The following is a 20,543-nucleotide window of genomic DNA, read 5'->3' as shown; positions in this document are numbered from 1 at the left end:
AAAACCAGATAAGAATAAATAGAATAAGTTTTTTTTACTTTTGATAATTTTAAAAAAAACATCTCCATTTAGAAAAAAAGAAAGTTGTTATAACTAAAGTAAATGTTGTCCACAAACATCTATGAACAACTAATTCTACATGACCAATAAATGTAATATATTTGAAATAGAGAACACCAAAAAAACCCCACCAAAAAGAACCAAATCCAGCTAAGAATAGTCCTTTGTTAAACTCTTTATTCATAGGAATTAAACTGATTAATTAGTTATAGCGTTTTATTAGACTATTTTAAGGTTGAATTAAATAATTTATAATAATAAAACACTCTACACGGAAGGATGGCAGAGTGGTTGAATGCACCGGTCTTGAAAACCGGCAAAGGGGCAACTCTTTCCTGAGTTCGAATCTCAGTCCTTCCGCCACAAATTTATTCATTATTATAATCAAAATTTTTAAATAGAAGATTAATATAATTATCGTTAAATTTGAAATCACAATTTAATCCATTATAGTAATTATATAAATTGGTATCATCTATATCTAGCAATTTTTCTAAATCAGCCAGATCTTTATGACTTAATAGTTCAATATATTTTTTTGCAAATGACCCCAAAAGTTTATCCATTTCTTTTGTTCCACGATAATTTGATCGGTAGATAATCTTTTTTTTTAATAGATCTATATTGAGAGTCATAAATATAATATATTATCATTTTATGACTAATAAAAGTAATTATGAATTTCTATTGTCAGATTTAACTAAACTTAAAGGTGTTGGTGATAAAACAACCAGCTTATTAAAAAAAAAGAAAATTAATAATATTTTTGATTTACTATGGAAATTACCCAAATCATATACAGACAGAAGCCGATCAACTAAAATTAAAGATTTGAAAATAGGTGAAAATCAAACAATTACTATTATTCCAAATAAATATTCTTTTCCAAGAATAAGAAATCTACCAAATAAAGTTTTTTGCATGGATGATACAGGTGAAATTGACTGTATTTTTTTTAATAGTTATGAAGGGTATGTAAGGAAAATTCTTCCACTAGGAAAAGAAATTACCGTTAGTGGAAAAATTGGATTTTTTAGAAATAAATACCAACTTACCAATCCTAAATATATTTCTGAAGATTCATCTCTTATAAAACAAAAACATAATACGTATTCATTAACTGAAGGTATATCTGAAAAAATTTATAATAAAATTATCAACCAAATAATAACAAATCTACCCATTCTTAACGAATGGCATTCAAAAAATATTTTAAATAAATTTGGAAAATATAAAATGGAATGATGCTATTGTTGAACTTCATAAACCTGAGAATATTGAAAACCATAGAAATAATTTTTATCAAAGATTGGCATTTGATGAAATTTTTTCAACCTTTCTTAGTCAACTCTGAAATAAGAAAGAAAATTAAAAAAATTAAAAAAAAAAGAAAATTTTTTGATAAAACAAAACAAAATAAGATTATAAAAGAATTAGAATTTTCATTGACCAATGATCAAAAAAAAACATTAGAAGAAATAAACAATGATCTTTCTTCAACAAATAAAATGTTTAGATTGCTACAAGGTGATGTTGGCAGTGGTAAAACAATAGTTTCTTTGTTAGCTGCTTACAATACTGTAAATTCAGGATTTCAAGTAGCTGTAATGGCACCAACAGAAATTTTAGCGAGACAACATTTTAATCTAGCTAATAATCTTTTTTCAAAAAAAATTAATATAGAATTAATTTCTGGTAAGTCTGAACATAAAAAAAAAAAAGAAATTCTAGATAAAATCAAAAATAATGAAATAGATATAATTTTTGGCACCCATGCTATTTTTCAAAAAAAAGTATATTTTAAAAATTTAGGATTAATCGTTATAGATGAGCAGCACAAGTTTGGTGTTAATCAGAGAAAACGTTTATCTGATAAAGGTGGAAATAATTGTGATGTATTGTTAATGACTGCAACACCTATACCAAGAACATTAACAATGACCTTATATGGAGATATGGATCTTTCAATTATAAAGGAAAAACCTAAATCTAGAAAACCTATTAAGACTTATAGTAAATTGGAAAGTAAAATTGATGAAGTTATAAAATTTATTAAAAAAGAAATAAAATTAGGAAATCAAATTTTTTGGGTTTGTCCATTAATTGAGGAAAGTAAAAAATTAGATCACTCCTCTGCTGTTAACAAATTTGACTATTTGGATAAATTATTTCCAAATCAAGTATCTCTATTACATGGTAAAACTGATTTAGAAGATAAAGAGATTATCTTAGATAAATTTTTAAAGAAAGAATTTCAAATTTTAGTATCTACAACGATTATTGAGGTAGGTATTGATTTTCCTAATGCAAACGTAATAATAATAGAAAATGCAAATAAATTTGGATTATCACAGTTACATCAACTTAGAGGTCGCGTAGGAAGAGGTGATAAAGACTCAACCTGTATACTTATGTTTAAATCAAACTTAAGTGAAAACGCAAAAAAAAGAATAAATATACTAAAAGAGTCTAATGATGGCTTTTACATCTCAGAAGAAGATATGAAAATTAGAGGATTTGGAGACATATTAGGATTTAAACAAAGTGGGATTAAAAATTTTAGACTAGCTGACCCAGTTCATAATAGTGATCTTTTTCTTCTAGCTGAGAAAGGAAATTAGAAGAATTGAAATGAATAATGAGGATATTAGTAAGTATAAACCGCTTATAAAATTATACGATAGAGCAGATATTATAAACGATATTGCCTAGGATTGTTTGGTAGAGGTTCCTGCAGAAACAATAAATTTAGAAGCTTCTTCAAAAGTCATATTTAAATAAATCACATCTTCAATTGGAAACATTAACAAAAAGCCACTTGTAGGATTTGGTGTGGTTGGAACAAAAACATTGATTAGTTTTTTATTAGTTTTTTCAGCCATCTCACCTGTATTTTCTTTAGTAGCAAAGCCTACTGCCCAAACATCCTTTTCTTGGGTATTCAACTAAGACAACACTTTTTTTATTGTCATCTTTTTTAGAAAATGTTTCAGTCATTTGAACAATTGCTGAGTAAACAGTTCTTAAAAAAGGGAATTCTTTTAAACAAATCATCAATTAATTTAAGAATTCTTCTTCCAAAGAAAGGATAAAGAAAGCCCCCCTACCAAAGTTATTAAAAGTATTGAAATTAAAATTTCTACTCCAGGAATATCAAATGGTAAATAGTGATTAGGGTTAAGATTTTTTGGAATTAAATTTGAAGATATTCCAATTAATATCTTGCTAAGATATAATGTGAAACCAATTGGAATAAAACAACTACTCCAGCAATAAAATAATTTCTTAAAGTTAAAGATAAAGATTTTCTTTTTGATTTTTTTTCCATATTATTAATTAAAACTAGAATAAACCACAAAAGTTATTGCTATAATAAACAATACCAATAAAATTTTATTATTAAGATTCATAATAGAATGATAATATCAATTATAAATGAAAATGAATAGAAGAAAATTTTTGTCTTATGTTGGTTGTGGTTGTGGTAGTTTTTTACTACCATCTTGTACAACTGCTCCAATAACTGAAAGAAAACAGTTAAAAATTGTTTCTGAAGCAAGTCTTAATGCACGAGCAGCTAAGCTTTATGAAAAAATTAAAGAAAAAGAAAAAATGAGTGATGACACAAAAACACTCAATGAAATTAAAGAAATTGGAAAAAAAATGGAAGACTCAATTTCTGAATATTTTGATAGAGAAAATTTAGATGATCCAACGAAAAATTTCAATTGGGAGTATATTTTAATAGATAAAAAAAAAGTACGAAATGCTTGGTGTATGCCTGGAGGTAAGATAGCTGTTTATACAGGTATTTTAGATGCAACAAAAAATACTAATGGTCTTGCAGCTGTAATGGGACATGAAATTGCTCATGCTGTTGCTAAACACTCTGTAGAAAGAGCTAGTAGAGGAACTTTATTAAATGTTGGAACTAGAATAATTGATATAGCAAGCGGAGGAGTATTATCTGATATTAACAGAACGACAGGACAAAATACCGTAGGTTTATTAGCACAACTTGGAATTATGAATCCTTTTAATAGAAAACAAGAGAGTGAAGCTGATTATCTTGGAATGATATTTTCGTCTTTATCAGGTTATGATATCAGAGAAACAGTCAAGATCTGGGAGAGAATGAAAGAACTTAATAAAGGAAAAGAACCTCCAGAATTTATGAGTACACATCCATCTTCTAATAATAGAATTAGAGATTTAAATGAAAAAATGAATGAAGTAATATTGGATTATCCTCCAATTAAATTCACATAATTTAAATATTGGTGAGCCCTGATGGACTCGAACCATCGACCCATTCCTTAAAAGGGAATTGCTCTACCAACTGAGCTAAGGGCCCCCATATATTCAAATTGAATAAGTGTTATATACAGAATTATTATATTTTTTCAAACGTCAAATTGAACTAAAAATTGTTTATCTTCTACAACTTATCAATGTATTTGTCATGAAATTGATCAAATGTACCTTCAGATATATTTTTTCTAATTGCTGACATTAATTCTTGATAAAAATTTATATTATGAAGAGTTAAGAGCATAGAAGCCAAAATCTCATTAGTATTAAATAAATGATTCAAATAATTTTTTGAATACTTGTTAAGATTAAGGTTATTACAATCAGGATCTAGTGGACTGTTATCAGTTTGATATTTATTGTTCTTTATATTTATTCGTCCATTCCATGTAAAAGCTAATCCAGTTCTTCCTGATCGTGTAGGTAAAACACAGTCAAACATATCAATACCTCTTTTAACAGCACCAATAATGTCTGATGGTGTCCCAACACCCATTAAATAATGAGGTTTTTCATCTGGAAGATGTTCTTTGATATCATCTAACACATCAAACATTTCATTTTGTGACTCCCCTACAGCCAAACCACCCATTGCATAACCATCAAATCCAATTTTAATTAATTCAGTTAATGATTTAACTCTAAGATCTTTAAATAATCCACCTTGAACAATTCCAAATAGTGCTTTGTGTGGATTTTTACCAAAAGCTTTTTTTGATCTTTCTGCCCAATATAAAGATAAATCCATTGATTTTTTTATCAAATCATAGTCATTTGATTTTCGTGGACATTCATCCATGATCATAACAATATCTGAGTTGAGACCTAATTGAATTCTTATACTTTCTTCAGGACTTAAAAAAAATTTTTTTCCATCAACATGCGAATTGAAAATTGCACCCTTCTCTCTATCAATTTTATTAAGTTTGGACAAAGACATCACTTGAAAACCACCTGAATCAGTAAGTATTGGTAAGTCACAATTCATAAAATTATGAAGACCTCCAGCAGATTGAACTCTTTCTACACCTGGTCTGATCATTAAATGATATGTGTTTGATAAAATGATTTCTGAACCAGTTTTTTTAATATCATCGATGGTACATGCCTTTACAGTAGCTTGAGTACCAACCGGCATGAATGCTGGTGTATTAATATTACCCCTGTGAGTTTCAATTAAACCACACCTTGCAAACTTATCTTTTTTTAAAACTTTAAAGGCAAAATTTTTTAATGCCATTTAAAGAAATTATTGAGATTTAAAACTGATAATCTTATCTGGATCTGATACTGAGCCGTTGTTACTTTCATCTCCTCTTTTGATTTTATCAACTAATTCCATACCTTCTAAAACTTTACCAAATACAGTGTACTGTCTATCAAGAAAAGATGCTGGCTTAAAACATATGAAAAATTGACTATTCGCACTATCAGGATCAGATGATCTTGCCATAGATAAAGTACCTCTTTCATGTGGAACACTACTAAATTCTTGTTTTAAATCTGGCAAATCAGATCCACCCATTCCAGCTCTTCGTAAATCAAAATCATCAGATCCAGAATTGCCAAATTTAACATCACCAGTTTGAGCCATAAATCCATCTATAACTCTATGGAATACAACATTGTCATATTGTCCACTATCAGCTAATTCTTTAATTCTTTTTACATGATTAGGTGCCACGTCTTCAAATAATTCGATTTTTACATCACCGTCTTTTAATTTTAAAATCATTATGTTCTCCTGTGCTATTAATTGATTAGTAAATAAAAAAAATAAAATAAATATATTTGTTAAAATTCTACTCATATTTGTCTTTTAAAGATTTAATTGTACTTTTGGTAGTAAATTTTCTTATATCACCATTCAATTTAACTATTTCTTTTACAAAACGTGAAGATATTATTTGATTTTCAACATCAGACATCAAAAAAATTGTTTCAATATTATTATTAAGCTTTCTATTCATGCCCGCTAATTGGAACTCATATTCAAAATCGGATACTGCTCTTAAGCCTCTTAAAATAATGTTAGATTTATATTTCTTACAAAGATCAGTTGTGAGAGAGCTAAACGAAACTACAGAAACTTTTTTTTTATTTAATTTTAAATCTTTAAATAATGCTTTATTAACAATATTAATACGTTCTTCTGAGTTAAATAAATAATTCTTATTACTTACATCAGATACTCCAACCACAATCTTACCAAATAACTTTAGGGCTTTTTTAATAACATCAATATGCCCATAAGTAATGGGATCAAATGTGCCAGGGTAAATAGCTATTTTGTTCATTAGATTAAATTGTCAGCAATTTTAATTGCTGATACTACTTTTTCCTCACCTGATAATTTTATAATTCTTACTCCTTGAGTATTTCTGCCAGCAGTTCTTATTTCTTTAACAGCTACCCTTATAACCCTGCCTTTGTTTGTTGAAATAAGTATTTCATCACCCTCAAAAACTGGAAATGAAGATGTTATATTTCCATTTCTTGGTGAATTAACAATACCAATTATTCCTTTTCCACCTCTATTGGTTACTCTATAATCTGTATGAGAAGTTTTCTTTCCATATCCGTTTTCACTTATAGATAAAACAAATTTTTCTTTTGCTTTAATTTCAGACTTTTCATCTTTAGTTTTTTTACTACTTTTTTTTGTTTTATCGTTATCTATTACAGACAATGATACAATTTGATCATTTGAAGCCAACTCTATTCCTTTAATTCCTTTTGATGATCTACCCTTAAAAACTCTTAATTTTTTTGTCTCAAATCTTATGCATTTACCAAATTTTGTACTTAAAATAACATCTTGATCATCTTCACAAATTTTAACACCTACAATTTTATCATTATTATCTAATTTCATTGCTATTTTACCAGATGCATTGATTGATGAAAAATCCTCCAAACTATTTTTTCTAACCTTACCTTGAGCTGTAGCAAAAATTATTTGATAATTTTTAGAGTCTGTTTCATTTTCTGGCATAGGCATTATAGAGCTAATAGACTGATGATTTTTTAACGGCAAAATATTAAATAGTGATTTACCTTTTGAGGTTGCAGAGCCTTCTGGTATTTTCCATGCTTTAACTTTATAAACTAGCCCTTCAGTAGAAAAGAAAAGAACTGAGGTGTGCGTGTTAACAGAAAGTGTTTGAACAACAGAATCCTGATCTCTTGTAGTAATACCAGATTTACCTTTACCACCTCTTTTTTGTTGTTTCACGCCATCTAAAGAGCCCCTTTTTATATATCCTTGTAAAGTAACAGTTATAATTACTGATTGTTTTTGAATGGTTTCTTCTATGTCGTAATTTAATACAGCATCTATAATTTTTGTTCTTCGTGGAACAGCAAATTTTTCTCTAATATTTGTAAGCTCTTCACTTATCACCTTCAAAAGTTCTTTTTTTGAAGATATAATTTTCTTATATTTAGCTATCAATTCAGCTAATTTTTTTATTTCAACTTCAATTTCATTTATTCCAAGTGCTGTTAATTTTTGCAATCTTAACTCTAAAATAGCTATAACTTGAGGCTCTGATAATGAGTATACGTTTTTACTTTTTTTACCCTCAACTAAAGAAATTAATTTTTGAGTTTTATTTATTTTCCACTTAGTCTTTAATATAGATTGTTTAGCATCATCTGGAGTTTTAGAAGAACGTATAATCTTTATAATTTTATCTAAATTCTCTACTGATACAGATAACCCTAATAAAATGTGTGCTCTTTCTTCTGCTTTTTGAAGATCAAATTTAGTTTTTTTAATTACAACATCTTCTCTAAAAGACAAAAAGTTTGTTAAAAAATCTTTTAGATTACAAGTCTTTGGTTTACCATCAACAATAGCTAATGTATTAAACCCGAATGAACTTTCAATTTGGGTATTTTTGTAAAGCTGTCGTTTAATAGTCTCAGGCTCAACACCATTTCTTAAATCAATCGCAACTCTAATACCCTCTCTATTAGATTCGTCTCTTATATCTTTAATACCTTCAATTTTTTTCTCTCTAACAAGTTGAGCAATTCTTTCATTTAAGACTGATTTGTTAACTTGATAAGGGATTGATGTAATTACCAATCTGTCTCTACCATTTTTAAGAGTTTCAGATGATACCTCGCCTCTAATTTTAAAAGATCCTCTTCCATTATTGTATCCTTGTTTGATGATATCTTTACCTATAATCACTCCACCTGTTGGAAAATCTGGTCCCGGAATATGTTTCATTAATTCTTTAACTTTAATATCTTTGTTATCAATTAAAGCTAATGTTCCATTTATTATTTCACCTAAATTGTGTGGGGGGATACTAGTTGCCATACCTACCGCTATACCACCTGCACCATTCACTAAAAGATTTGGATATTGTGCCGGCAAAACAGTGGGTTCTTTTTCAGTTTCATCATAATTGCTTTTATAAGAAACTGTATTTTTTTCGATATCATCAATTAAAAACTGTGAAACTTTTGAAAGTCTTGTTTCAGTGTATCTCATTGCAGCAGCTGGATCTCCGTCTATTGATCCAAAGTTACCTTGACCTTGAACTAACGGTAAACTCATAGAAAAATCTTGAACCATTCTCACAAGCGCATCATAAACAGATTGATCGCCATGAGGGTGATATTTACCAATTACATCACCTACTATTCTTGCAGATTTTCTGAATTGTTTTGACCAATCGTATCCACCTTTATACATTGCATATAAAATCCTTCTATGAACAGGTTTCAATCCATCTCTTATATCGGGTAAAGCTCTACTTACAATTACGCTCATTGCATAAGAAAGATAAGATGAGCTCATCTCATCATGCATTGAGATTAATTTAATATTATTATCTTTTGGAGCTTCAGTTTTTTGCATAGGAACTAAAATGGAATTTCGTCATCCATATCGTTTGACACTTGGGAAGAGTCCTCAATATTGTTTTGTTGAGTTGTGTCATTTTGAATTCCACCACCACTATTTCCACCGCCAAGCATTGTTAAAGTAGTGTTGTATCCCTGAAGAACAATTTCAGTAGAATATTTATCTTGGCCCGATTGTTCATCTTTCCATTTTCTAGTTGTAAGTTGACCTTCAACATAGATTTGAGCACCTTTTTTTAGGTATTGTTGAATAACATTTACTAGTCCTTCATTAAATACAACTATACGGTGCCATTCTGTTTTCTCTTTTTTTTCACCAGTATTTTTATCTTTCCAAGATTGGCTTGTAGCTAAGCTTAGTCTCGCAACACTTTTACCGTTAACCATTTGTTTGATCTCGGGGTCTGCGCCCAAACGACCAATTAATAATACTTTATTTAAACTTCCAGCCATAATATTTAATATTTGTTAAATTAATTAATAAGAACTATATCACAATTCTTCTCATTATTAATTTTATTAATTCAAAGCAACAAAAATTATGATCAAAAAGATAGTTATTAAGGGTGCTAAAGAACATAATTTGAAGAATGTTTCTATTGAAATACCAAAAGATCAATTTGTTGTAATAACTGGACTATCTGGGTCTGGAAAATCTTCATTGGCTTTTGATACCATATATGCAGAAGGTCAAAGGCGATACGTTGAAAGTTTATCTGCTTATGCAAGACAATTTTTGGATAAAATGAAAAAGCCAAATGTTGACTTGATAGAAGGCTTAAGTCCTGCAATTGCTATTGAACAAAAAAATACATCAAAGAATCCTAGATCGACTGTTGCAACAGTTACTGAAATTTATGATTATATGAGAGTATTATTTGCTAGAGCTGGTATCCCCTATTCTCCTTTCACTGGAAAACCAATTACATCTCAGACAATAACTCAAATTGTAGATTTGGTAAAAAAACTTCCGAAAAAAAGCACAATTTATATCTATGCACCTGTAGTTAGAGGTCGTAAGGGAGAGTATAAGAAAGATATTTTAAGTTATAAGAGAAGAGGTTTTAGAAAAATTAAGATTGATAATATTTTATATGATATCGAAAAATCTCCTAATTTAGATAAAAAACTTAAACACGATATTTCAGTTTTAGTTGATAGGATTGTTCTAAATTCAAAATTAGGTAACAGATTAGCAGAAAGTATAGAGACAGCGGTCAATTTATCTAATGGTTTAGTTTTTGTTGAATATGAAGATGAAACATTACCTCAAAAATTCAGAAAAATTGAAAAACTAATTTACTCAACTAAATTTGCTTGTCCTGAAAGCGGGTTTACTATTGAAGAAATAGAGCCAAGACTTTTTTCTTTCAATAGTCCTTATGGTGCTTGTGAAGAATGTGAGGGTATTGGAATAAAATTAAATGTTGATCCTAATTTGGTAATTCCAGATGAAAGAAAAAGTATTGCAGATGGTGCAATTGAACCTTGGGCAAAATCTACTACTTTATATTATGCACAAACATTAGCATCTATAGCTAAACATTATGATTTTTCTCTTGATGATAAATGGAAAAAATTACCAAAAAAAATTAAAGATATAATTTTATACGGCTCTGATGAAGAGGAAATTAAGTTTAATTATGATGATGGGTACGAAAAATATTCACATAAAAAAACATTTGAAGGAGTAATAAATAATCTAGAAAGAAGATTTTTAGAATCTGACAGTGAGTGGAAAAGAGAAGCAATAGCTGAATACCAGTCAGATTCTGCATGTGAAAGTTGTAATGGAGATAGGCTTAAGGAAGAGGCTTTATGTGTAAAAATTGATAATAATAATATTAGTGAAGTTACTAGAAAATCAATTCTTGATGCCTCTCAATGGTTTAAAGATTTAGAAAAGAATTTAGATAAAAGGCAATTTAAAATTGCAGAACATGTTTTAAAAGAAATTAATGAAAGATTAAATTTTTTGCTTAATGTTGGCCTTGATTATCTTACTTTATCTAGAGAGTCAGGAACACTATCTGGGGGTGAGGCCCAAAGAATAAGATTAGCATCACAAATAGGTTCTGGTTTAACAGGTGTTTTGTATGTACTTGATGAGCCCTCTATAGGTTTACATCAAAAAGATAATGTTAAACTTATTAATGCTTTAAAGAGACTAAGAGATTTAGGGAACACAGTTATTGTTGTTGAGCATGATACTGAAACAATGGAAAATGCAGATCATATAATTGATATGGGTCCTGAAGCTGGATCTAATGGTGGTCAAATAACTTCTCAAGGAACTTACGAAGAAATTAAAAAAGATAAAAATAGTATTACTGGACAATATTTATCTAATAAAAAGAAAATTGAAATTCCTATAACTCGACGATTAGCAAAAAACGGTAGATTTGTTGAGATTAATGGTGCCACAGGTAATAATCTAAATAATGTTAACTTAAAGATCCCAACAGGAAGTTTCACTTGTATAACTGGTGTTTCAGGTAGTGGTAAATCAACTTTGATATTGCAAACACTTTACCACGCTTTAAATTTAACACTTAATAACAAAGCTAGAAAAGCACCAAAAGCTTTTAAGAGCTATAAAGGTGTTGAGCTGATAGATAAAATTATAGATATAGATCAATCTCCAATAGGAAGAACACCTAGATCCAATCCAGCAACTTACACAGGAGCCTTTGGTCCAATAAGAGATTGGTTCACAAGCTTGCCAGAATCCAAAACCAGAGGTTATAAACCTGGAAGATTTTCATTTAATGTTAAAGGTGGAAGATGTGAAGCATGTGAAGGTGATGGCGTAATAACCTATGAGATGCACTTCTTGCCAGATGTATATATTCAATGTGATGAATGTAAAGGTACCAGGTACAACCGAGAAACATTAGAAATTAAGTTTAAAGATAAAAGTATTGCTGATGTTTTAGACATGTCGGTTGATGAAGGTTGTGAATATTTTGAAAATATATCTAATATTAAAACAAAACTTTTAACACTTAAAAAAGTAGGTTTAGGATATATTAAGATTGGTCAACAAGCGACAACCCTTTCTGGAGGTGAGGCCCAAAGAATAAAGCTTGCAAAAGAACTTTCTAAAAGATCAACTGGACGAACAATGTACATATTAGATGAGCCAACAACAGGGCTACATCAACACGATATTAAAAAATTATTAGAAATACTTCATACATTTGTTAAACTTGGTAACACTGTTGTTGTAATTGAGCATAATCTAGATGTCATTAAAACTGCTGATTATATTGTTGATATGGGACCTGAAGGTGGTGTTAAGGGCGGTAATATAATTGCAGAAGGTAAACCAGAGGAAATTTGCAAAGTTCCAGGTAGTTATACTGGTCAATTTTTAAAACCATTATTAAAATAATAAAATAAAAGATTGTTAAATTTTTTGATAAATTAGTGTATAAATATGAAGAATCATGAGTAATTTATTATCATCTTTATCTAAAACAATTCACGCTTCTTTAGCGTTAGCAATTTTATTATTTATTGGATTATTTTATTTAAATGGTGGATTTGCTTTTGACACATTGTTTTGGAGTTGGCTATTTAGATACATTCATGTGATTGTTGCTATTATGTGGATTGGATTACTTTGGTATTTTAATTTTGTTCAAATTCCAAACATGGGTAAAATTCCAGATGAACAAAAACCTGCTATCGGTAAAGTTATTGCACCAGCTGCATTATTTTATTTTAGATGGGCAGCTGCATTAACTGTTTTATCTGGATTGATATTAGCTTTATTTAATGGTTACTTGCATGATGCAATGACTTTAAGTATTGGTTCGGGAATTCCAAAACATACAGCTATAGGTATTGGAATGTGGCTTGGTGTTATAATGGCCTTTAATGTTTGGTTTGTTATTTGGCCAAATCAAAAAAGAGCACTTGGTATCGTTGAATGTGAACCTGAATTAAAGGCTAAATCTGCAAAAACTGCGATGTTGTTTTCAAGAACAAATACTTTGCTTTCGTTACCTATGTTGCTTGCTATGGTTGCAGCACAAAACCTATACTAATATTTTAGTTCTTTAACATTAACAAATTGTTTCAAACAATCTGGATTAGCTAAAGCTTCTTTATTTTTGATTTTATTTCCTTCAATTATATTTTTAACTGCTAGCTCAACAATCTTGCCACTCTTAGTTCTTGGTATATCGTTTATTTCAATTATTTTATTAGGAACATGTCTTGGAGAAGCATTTTTTCTTATCTGTAACTTCATTCTTTTTAACAAATCTTCTGTAAGTTTGAATTTAGAATTTAAAATTACAAATAAAATAATCCTAATATCATTATCCCAAGATTGACCTACAACTAAGGACTCCTTAATTTCTTTAAATCTTTCAATTTCAGAATAAATTTCAGCCGTTCCTAGGCGTACACCACCAGGATTTAAAGTAGTATCTGATCGACCAACAATGATAAATCCATTTTTATTGGTTATTTTTGCATAATCTCCATGATGCCATATATTTTTAAATTTATTGAAATAAGCATTTTCAAATTTTTTATTATTTTTATCATTCCAAAACTTTAATGGCATTGAAGGAAAAGGATTGATGCAAACAAGTTCTCCTTTTTTATTTAAAACTGATTTGCCTATCTCATTAAAAACACGAATATCCATACCTAAAGCTTTATTTTGTATTTCACCTGAATAAACTGGTTGATATAAATTTCCTAAAACAAAACAAGAAACAATATCAGTTCCACCAGATATGGACGCAAGGTGAATATCTTTTTTAATATTTTTATAAACGTAGTTAAACCCATCTTCAGATAAAGGAGAGCCGGTGGAACAAATAGTTCTTAAATTACTTAGTTTATATTGTTTTTTGTAACTTTTTTCAGTTTTGCGCAATGCATCAATATACTTAGCACTAACACCAAATAACGTAATTTTTTCTTTATCTGCTATCTTAAGAAGAAGATCTTCTTTTTTATACATTGGTGATCCGTCAAACAATACGATTGAAGCTTTTGATGCTAGAACAGATATCAACCAATTCCACATCATCCATCCACAAGTTGTAAAATAAAAAACATTATCATTTTCTTTAATATCACAATGTAATTGATGTTCTTTTAAATGTTGTAGCAAAACACCACCAGTTTTATGACAGATACATTTTGGTTTACCAGTAGTTCCACTTGAATATAAAATTGCTAACTCATGTTCAAAATCAAATTTAGTAAAAGTTAATTCTGTATTTTTTTGTTTGATAATATTTTTCCAATAATATGATTTGATATTTTTATATCTTGGTAATTTTTTAATTTCAGTCTGACCTGGATAATTTGAAATAACCACATGTTTGATGGTTGGTATTTTTTTTATTATTTCTGGTATTCTTTCTAGAACATTAATTCTTTTCCCATTATAAAAATATTCATTAGTTACAAATAAAACTTTTGGTTTAATTTGAGAAAATCTCTCTATTACTCCATTTATTCCAAAATCTGGAGAACATGAAGACCAGATTGACCCAATAGCAACAGTTCCCAAAAAGGCTTCTACAGTTTCAGGGATATTAGGCATGTAAGCCACTACCCTATCTTTTGATTTTATATTTAATTTTCTTAAAAATGCAGAAACTTTTTTTACATTTATATTTAAGTCTCTCCAATTTTTTATTTCACGAAAACCATTTTCACTAATGAAAGTGATAGCCTTATCATCATTATTCTTTGAAAGTAAATTTTCTGTAAAATTTAGTTTTGAATTTGTTAAAAAAGTATTTTTATAAAATTTAGAGAATTTTCTCTTATTATCCCTACCTTTGATGCCTTTTACTTTTGAATAATCCCAAAGACAGTTCCAAAATTTTTGTGAATTCTTAATTGTCCAGCTATGAATTTTTTCATAATTATTATTAAACTTTTTCTTAAATCTATTAGATATAAATTTTTCAAATTTTAACAAATTTGAATTTAATTTTATTTTTCTTGAAGGTTCCCAAAGTTTCTTATTCATTCAAAATATTGCCATTGAATGTTCTGATTTATTTTTGATCATCCTCACGCAAAACAGTCTTTTGAGAAACTCTAAGTCTAACCAAAACAGTATTAGCAATATAAATTGACGAATATGTACCAAAAACTACACCCAAAATCATTGCCAGTGAAAATCCTTTTAAAATTTCACCCCCGAAAAAATATATTGCTAGTAAAGCTAATAAAGTTGTAGCAGAAGTAATTATAGTTCTGGATAAAGTTTCGTTAATAGAAATATTAGTTAGTTCAAAAATTTTAATATCAGAATATTTTCTTAAATTTTCTCTAACACGATCAAAAATTACTACAGTATCATTCATTGAATATCCAACTATGGTCAACACAGCAGCTATAATAGATAAGTTAATTTCTAGACTAAATAATGAAAATACCCCAAGTGTAACAATTACATCATGAAATAAAGCTAATATCGCACCTAGACTAAACTGCCATTCAAACCTAATCCAAATATAAAATAACATTATGGCTAGTGATAAAGAGATCGCAATAACTCCAGATTTTAATAACTCAGCACTTACTTTTGGGCCAACATTTTCGACTCTTCTAAAATTAAATTTATTTCCAAAAGATTTATCAAGATTTACCTTTATTTCTTCAATTATATTTTTCTTGTTATCTTTGTTTTCAAATTTTATTAAGTAATCTGTATCATTGCCAAATTTTTTAACAGAAACATCTCCTAAATTCATTTCACTAAATTTATCTCTTAATGAACTAACATTTATTTTTGAATCTGAAGATCTTAATTCAATTAAAGTTCCACCTTTAAAATCTATACCAAAATTTAATCCCTTAAAAACTAATAAAATTAATGAACAAATAATCAATATTGATGAGATTAAATTAAAATGATTGTAGTACTTGTTAAAAGCTATCATTATATTAATTTTTCCTTGTTTCTATTCTTGGACACATAAAGACTTGTGAATAATCTTGCGATAAAATAAACAGAAAATAAAGTTGTAAAAATTCCTATTCCAAGAGTAACTGAAAACCCCTTTATCGGACCAGAGCCCATAAAAAAAAGTATAATTGCTGCTAATAAAGTCGTTATATTTGCATCAATAATAGCAGTTCTAGATTTTATATATCCACTATCAAAAGCTAAAATATTATTTTTTTCATCTTTTAGTTCTTCTTTAATTCTCTCAAAAATTAAAACATTTGCATCAACTGCCATACCAACAGTTAAAATTATACCAGCAATACCTGGTAATGTTAATGTAGCTTCAAATAAAGTTAAAATACCTAATAAAATAAATAAATTAATTATTAATGTTAAATTAGTGATTAGTCCAAAAATTTTGTATTTAACAAACATAAAAATTATAACTAAAAGAAACCCTATAGCTAAAGCGATCATTCCTGCATCTATTGAATCTTGACCAAGGTCAGGTCCAACTGTTCTCTCTTCTATAATATTTAAAGGAGCTGGCAACGCACCAGACCTTAGTAGTAGCGCTAAATCTGTTGCCGATTGAAATGTAAATCCCCCACTAATTTGTCCATTACCACTTGCAATAGTGTCTCTGATAACTGGAGCGCTTATAATTTTACCATCTAAAACTATTGCAAGTTGTTTACCAATGCCAGTAGATGTTGCTTTACCAAATCTTTTAGCACCTACTCTATCTAATGAAAAAGATACTACAGTTTGATTATTTTGGGTATCCATTTGAGGTTGTGCATCCAAGAGATTATCACCACTTATAATTATACGTTTACTGACTACAGCTTCATCAATACCATCTTCATATTTTAACTTTTCAACTCCAAAACTATCGTTGTCACTATTGGTAACAAATCTGAAAGTTAAATTTGCAGTTTTACCTAAAAGAGATTTAACTCTCATAGGATCATCCAATCCAGGAAGCTCAACTAAAATACGATTATTTCCTCTTTTTAAAATATTTGGTTCATTGGTACCAACTTCGTCAATTCTTCTTCGAACAATTTCAATTGCTTGATCTTGAGATGAAGTTTTAAGAGCAATTAACCCTTGCTTTGAAAAATTTATTTTTAAATTAAGTCCTGTATCTTCTATATTTAATTGATGTGACTTAAATCTTGGATAATAAGGATTTATATCGCTGTTTTCATCGGTAAAAGTATCAATAATTATTTGTTTACTTTGATCATCAACATTAAAGAAAATATTTTGACCTTCAATTTTAATATTGTTTATTTTTATATTTTGGTCTTTAAAAAAATTTCTAATAGTTGTTGTTAAATTTTGAAGTTTTTGCTCTATGACTGGTGTATTATCAATTTCTAATAAAAGATAGGAACCACCTTGCAAATCTAAACCCAAATTTATTTTCTTATCAAAAAAATCATCATCAATATTAAATAAATTTGATGAAGCAATAGCAATAAATAAAAGTGTGAAAAGAGTTATAAATATAATTCTTAACTTTGAAAAATAAAGCACTTATCTTTAACTGATTATTTTTTAACTTCTTGAGTATTTAAAAGACCTTGAATACCAGTTGCTTTAACGATTTCAACTTTAACATTATCAGCTATTTCAACTTCGACCTTATCATTATCAATTAGTCTTTCAACGGTACCCGTAATGCCTCCAGAAGTAATCACTTTGTCACCTCTTTTTAAGCTTTCAACCATTGCTTTGTGCTCTTTAACTTTTTTTTGTTGAGGTCTTATTAAGAAAAAATAAAAAATAACAAATATTAAAATTAGCGGTATAAATTGTCCTATTCCTGAACCTTCCATAAATCTCCTTATAAATTAGCTGAATTATTATACTATCTTAATAATGAAAACAACTTTAATTGAATGAAATACTTTCTAAATTGTTCATATAAGGTCTTAAAACTTTTGGCACAATAATAGAGCCATCCTTTTGCTGATAATTTTCTAAAACAGCTATAAGTGTTCTACCGACAGCTAGACCACTGCCATTGAGAGTACCTACAAAATGAGTTTCTTTCTTTTCATTTTTGTATCTAGTTTTCATTCTTTGACCTTGAAAAGTTGAACAAGAAGAACAGGATGAAATTTCACGGTATTTATTTTCTGAAGGTAACCAAACTTCAATATCGTAAGTTTTTTCAGCACTAAAACCCATATCACCAGAACATAAAATAACTTTTCTGTATGGTAATTCTAATTTGTCTAAAATATCTGTGGCACAGTTAGTCATTCTTTCTAACTCTTCTAAGCAATTTTCTTTTTGTACAATACTTACCATTTCAACTTTATAGAACTGATGTTGCCTAATCATACCTTTTGTATCTTTTCCATAACTTCCCGCTTCTTTTCTAAAACAAGGTGTTGAAGCAACAAATCTCATTGGTAAATCATTACGCTCAACTATCTTATCTTTAACAATATTTGTTAATATTACTTCAGCTGTTGGAATTAAAAATTTCCTATCAGAACCCTCGTCAAATTTAATTTCAAATTGATCGTTTTCAAATTTAGGTAGTTGTCCTGTACCAAACATTGTATTATCAGATGCAATTAATGGTGGTGAGATTTCCTGATATTCATTCTGATTTACGTGAGTATCTAGCATAAAATTAGATAAAGCTCTTTCAAGTAAAGCTAATTTATTTTTAACAAAAACAAATCTTGAACCTGTAGTTTTTGTTGCAAGATCAAAATCTAACATCTTTAAATTTTCACCTAGTTCATAATGAGATTTAGGTTTGAAATCAAAATTAGGAATTTTGCCAGATTTAGAAATCTCAATATTGTCATTTTCATCTTTACCGTTAGGGACATCAGGATGAGGTAAATTTGGAATATTTGATAATATATCTTCTAATTCAATTTTAACTTTTTTTTGACTTTCTGAAATCTTTTCTAAATCTAAAGAAATTTCTTTTGATTTTTTAAACATTTTTTCGTCTTTAGATTTTGAAATATCTTTTTTTTCTTTTTCTAAAGCTTCTTTTTTTTGAATTAATTGTCTATTTTCTTCATCTAATTTTTGTAAATTTTTAATATCTAAGTTGATAGATCTTTTTTCAAGAGATTTTGCAAAAACAGAGAAGTCTTTTCTTATATCTTTTAAATTATGCATCTGTTTTTTTTAAATTTTTGTTTTCAATAAATTTTACAGAAAATATTGATAATTCATATAAAATTAATAATGGAATAGCTAAACCAATTTGTGTTATAGGGTCTGGTGGAGTGAGTAAAGCAGCTGCAGCAAAAATAATTACAACAACATATTTTCGTCTTTCTTTTAAAAACTGACTATCAACAATTCCTACTCTAGCTAACAAACTAAGTACTACAGGTAGTTGAAAACTTAATCCAAAAGCAAAAATAAGTTTCATAACAAGTGATAAATATTCGTTAACTTTTGCCTCAAGCTGAATAGGTAAGCTTGTTGAAAGACCAGTGCTTTCAAATGACAAGAAAAATTTAATGGCTAGTGGCATGATCAGATAATAAACTAGCATCCCTCCTAGAAGAAATAATATAGGAGTTAAGATTAAGTAAGGCATAATAGCAATTTTTTCATGCTTATATAAACCTGGCGCTATAAATTTCCATATTTGCATAAGAATAAATGGACATGTCACAAAAAAAGCTGTGAAGAATGAAACTTTTAGATAGGTTAAAAAAGTTTCTTGTAGTGCTGTAAAGATTAATCTTCTTTCAGATCCATCATCTTTTACTGCTTTAGCAAATGGATCTACTAAAAAACCGTATATATTTTCTGCAAAAAAATAACATCCTACAAAAAATATAAATAAAAATAAAAAACTATGGATTAGTCTTTTTCTTAATTCAGTTAAATGACTTATAAAGCCACCTTCATTTTCTTCATTACTCATCTTTTTTGGTATCTTTTTTTATTTCGTTAGTTTTTTCATCATCAATGTCGATATTGGAAACTTCATTTTGAATATCATGCATGTATTTTTTGGCTGTGCCAATCCAAGAACCAGCTTTTTTTAACATGACGGGAAAATCTTTAGGCCCAAGTACAACTATAGCAATACCAACAACAATTAAAATTTCAAACCAACCAATAGTAGGCATGTAATTTAATCTTTATTATTTGAGTCTTTATTTTCGTCGGAAATGTTTTTTGGCTCACTTTCGTCAGTAACATCTGACGCCATTCCTTTTTTGAAACTTTTTATGCCTTTAGCAACATCACCCATTAGACTCGATATTTTTCCTCGTCCAAATAATAAGACAACTAATATTACAACAATTGCTATTTGCCAAATTCCTATGCTCATAAAAACTTATAACCT

General features: G+C 28.5%; 22 protein-coding genes and 2 tRNA genes. 6 read left to right on the top strand and 18 right to left on the bottom strand.

Annotated features, from left to right (window positions below):
• Window positions 1–49: 49 nt before the first annotated feature.
• Window positions 50–244, bottom strand: coding sequence for a hypothetical protein (locus tag Q0X98_RS04745; protein ID WP_297681855.1), 195 nt, complete (start codon window positions 242–244; stop codon window positions 50–52).
• 89 nt (window positions 245–333) lie between these two features.
• Here Q0X98_RS04745 and Q0X98_RS04740 point away from each other — a divergent pair.
• Window positions 334–423, top strand: a tRNA-Ser gene (locus tag Q0X98_RS04740).
• A 5-nt stretch (window positions 424–428) separates the two neighbouring features.
• On the opposite strand, the gene Q0X98_RS04735 is transcribed toward Q0X98_RS04740, so the two are convergent.
• Complete coding sequence (locus Q0X98_RS04735; RefSeq protein WP_297681854.1) at window positions 429–695, bottom strand: succinate dehydrogenase assembly factor 2; 267 nt, start codon at window positions 693–695, stop codon at window positions 429–431.
• Window positions 696–717: 22 nt separating this feature from the next.
• Here Q0X98_RS04735 and Q0X98_RS04730 point away from each other — a divergent pair, with 22 nt between their 5' ends.
• Together Q0X98_RS04730 and Q0X98_RS04725 are read left to right on the top strand one after the other, a co-directional pair.
• Window positions 718–1,305, top strand: coding sequence for an OB-fold nucleic acid binding domain-containing protein (locus tag Q0X98_RS04730; protein WP_297681853.1), 588 nt, complete (start codon window positions 718–720; stop codon window positions 1,303–1,305).
• A 74-nt stretch (window positions 1,306–1,379) separates the two neighbouring features.
• A complete protein-coding gene (locus Q0X98_RS04725; RefSeq protein WP_297681852.1) occupies window positions 1,380–2,681 on the top strand; it encodes an ATP-dependent DNA helicase RecG in 1,302 nt (433 codons plus the stop codon).
• An 87-nt stretch (window positions 2,682–2,768) separates the two neighbouring features.
• Here the strand turns inward: Q0X98_RS04725 and Q0X98_RS04720 are convergent, their stop codons facing one another.
• Both Q0X98_RS04720 and Q0X98_RS04715 read right to left on the bottom strand, forming a co-directional pair.
• Window positions 2,769–3,005, bottom strand: coding sequence for a DUF502 domain-containing protein (locus tag Q0X98_RS04720; RefSeq protein WP_297681851.1), 237 nt, complete (start codon window positions 3,003–3,005; stop codon window positions 2,769–2,771).
• Window positions 2,959–3,057 carry a hypothetical protein gene (locus Q0X98_RS04715; protein WP_297681850.1) on the bottom strand — a complete coding sequence of 33 codons (99 nt, stop codon included), beginning with the start codon at window positions 3,055–3,057 and terminating at the stop codon, window positions 2,959–2,961. Before Q0X98_RS04715 ends, Q0X98_RS04720 begins: the two co-directional genes overlap by 47 nt.
• 444 nt (window positions 3,058–3,501) lie before the next feature.
• Between Q0X98_RS04715 and Q0X98_RS04710 the strand changes: the two genes are divergently transcribed.
• Window positions 3,502–4,329: a M48 family metallopeptidase gene (locus Q0X98_RS04710; protein ID WP_297681849.1), complete on the top strand. Its 828-nt coding sequence runs from the start codon at window positions 3,502–3,504 to the stop codon at window positions 4,327–4,329.
• Between the two features lie 9 nt (window positions 4,330–4,338).
• Here the strand turns inward: Q0X98_RS04710 and Q0X98_RS04705 are convergent.
• The 6 genes from Q0X98_RS04705 to ssb all read right to left on the bottom strand — a co-directional run bounded on the left by Q0X98_RS04705 (window position 4,339) and on the right by ssb (window position 9,705).
• Window positions 4,339–4,414 (bottom strand) — tRNA-Lys (locus Q0X98_RS04705).
• 84 nt (window positions 4,415–4,498) lie between these two features.
• Entirely contained in the window at window positions 4,499–5,611 is a 1,113-nt protein-coding gene (gene tgt / locus Q0X98_RS04700; RefSeq protein ID WP_297681848.1) for a tRNA guanosine(34) transglycosylase Tgt, read from the bottom strand.
• 9 nt (window positions 5,612–5,620) lie between these two features.
• Entirely contained in the window at window positions 5,621–6,181 is a 561-nt protein-coding gene (locus tag Q0X98_RS04695) for a peptidylprolyl isomerase (RefSeq protein WP_297681847.1), read from the bottom strand.
• Entirely contained in the window at window positions 6,174–6,668 is a 495-nt protein-coding gene (gene coaD, locus Q0X98_RS04690) for a pantetheine-phosphate adenylyltransferase (protein WP_028037002.1), read from the bottom strand. The genes Q0X98_RS04695 and coaD overlap by 8 nt, the downstream gene beginning before the upstream one ends.
• Window positions 6,668–9,247, bottom strand: coding sequence for a DNA gyrase subunit A (gene gyrA / locus Q0X98_RS04685; RefSeq protein ID WP_297681846.1), 2,580 nt, complete (start codon window positions 9,245–9,247; stop codon window positions 6,668–6,670). The genes coaD and gyrA overlap by 1 nt, the downstream gene beginning before the upstream one ends.
• A gap of 5 nt (window positions 9,248–9,252) precedes the next feature.
• Window positions 9,253–9,705: a single-stranded DNA-binding protein gene (gene ssb, locus Q0X98_RS04680; RefSeq protein ID WP_297681845.1), complete on the bottom strand. Its 453-nt coding sequence runs from the start codon at window positions 9,703–9,705 to the stop codon at window positions 9,253–9,255.
• Between the two features lie 88 nt (window positions 9,706–9,793).
• On the opposite strand from ssb, the gene uvrA reads away from it, so the two are divergent.
• Both uvrA and Q0X98_RS04670 read left to right on the top strand, forming a co-directional pair.
• Entirely contained in the window at window positions 9,794–12,646 is a 2,853-nt protein-coding gene (uvrA, locus tag Q0X98_RS04675; RefSeq protein ID WP_297681844.1) for an excinuclease ABC subunit UvrA, read from the top strand.
• A gap of 55 nt (window positions 12,647–12,701) precedes the next feature.
• Window positions 12,702–13,304, top strand: coding sequence for a urate hydroxylase PuuD (locus Q0X98_RS04670; RefSeq protein WP_297681843.1), 603 nt, complete (start codon window positions 12,702–12,704; stop codon window positions 13,302–13,304).
• On the opposite strand, the gene Q0X98_RS04665 is transcribed toward Q0X98_RS04670, so the two are convergent.
• The 8 genes from Q0X98_RS04665 to tatA are packed head-to-tail and all read right to left on the bottom strand — an operon-like array spanning window position 13,301 to window position 20,528.
• Complete coding sequence (locus Q0X98_RS04665; RefSeq protein ID WP_297681842.1) at window positions 13,301–15,262, bottom strand: acetoacetate--CoA ligase; 1,962 nt, start codon at window positions 15,260–15,262, stop codon at window positions 13,301–13,303. The two genes, Q0X98_RS04670 and Q0X98_RS04665, sit on opposite strands and share 4 nt — an antisense overlap.
• A gap of 28 nt (window positions 15,263–15,290) precedes the next feature.
• Window positions 15,291–16,181, bottom strand: a complete 891-nt coding sequence (secF, locus tag Q0X98_RS04660) for a protein translocase subunit SecF (RefSeq protein ID WP_297681841.1) — start codon at window positions 16,179–16,181, stop codon at window positions 15,291–15,293.
• A complete protein-coding gene (gene secD / locus Q0X98_RS04655) occupies window positions 16,181–17,734 on the bottom strand; it encodes a protein translocase subunit SecD (protein WP_297681840.1) in 1,554 nt (517 codons plus the stop codon). The genes secF and secD overlap by 1 nt, the downstream gene beginning before the upstream one ends.
• A gap of 14 nt (window positions 17,735–17,748) precedes the next feature.
• The gene (gene yajC / locus Q0X98_RS04650) at window positions 17,749–18,036 is read right to left on the bottom strand and encodes a preprotein translocase subunit YajC (RefSeq protein ID WP_297681839.1); all 288 of its coding nucleotides are present in this window, start codon (window positions 18,034–18,036) and stop codon (window positions 17,749–17,751) included.
• A gap of 55 nt (window positions 18,037–18,091) precedes the next feature.
• Entirely contained in the window at window positions 18,092–19,351 is a 1,260-nt protein-coding gene (gene serS, locus Q0X98_RS04645) for a serine--tRNA ligase (RefSeq protein WP_297681838.1), read from the bottom strand.
• Window positions 19,344–20,114: a twin-arginine translocase subunit TatC gene (gene tatC, locus Q0X98_RS04640; RefSeq protein ID WP_297681837.1), complete on the bottom strand. Its 771-nt coding sequence runs from the start codon at window positions 20,112–20,114 to the stop codon at window positions 19,344–19,346. Before tatC ends, serS begins: the two co-directional genes overlap by 8 nt.
• Window positions 20,107–20,322: a Sec-independent protein translocase protein TatB gene (gene tatB, locus Q0X98_RS04635; protein ID WP_297681836.1), complete on the bottom strand. Its 216-nt coding sequence runs from the start codon at window positions 20,320–20,322 to the stop codon at window positions 20,107–20,109. Before tatB ends, tatC begins: the two co-directional genes overlap by 8 nt.
• Before the next feature lie 5 nt (window positions 20,323–20,327).
• On the bottom strand, window positions 20,328–20,528 hold the full coding sequence (tatA, locus tag Q0X98_RS04630; RefSeq protein ID WP_028037013.1) for a twin-arginine translocase TatA/TatE family subunit: 201 nt from the start codon (window positions 20,526–20,528) through the stop codon (window positions 20,328–20,330).
• Window positions 20,529–20,543 lie beyond the last annotated feature (15 nt).

Source organism: uncultured Candidatus Pelagibacter sp., from assembly GCF_943788075.1.
Classification (GTDB): domain Bacteria; phylum Pseudomonadota; class Alphaproteobacteria; order Pelagibacterales; family Pelagibacteraceae; genus Pelagibacter.
This window is presented reverse-complemented; position numbering and strand designations above follow the sequence as displayed.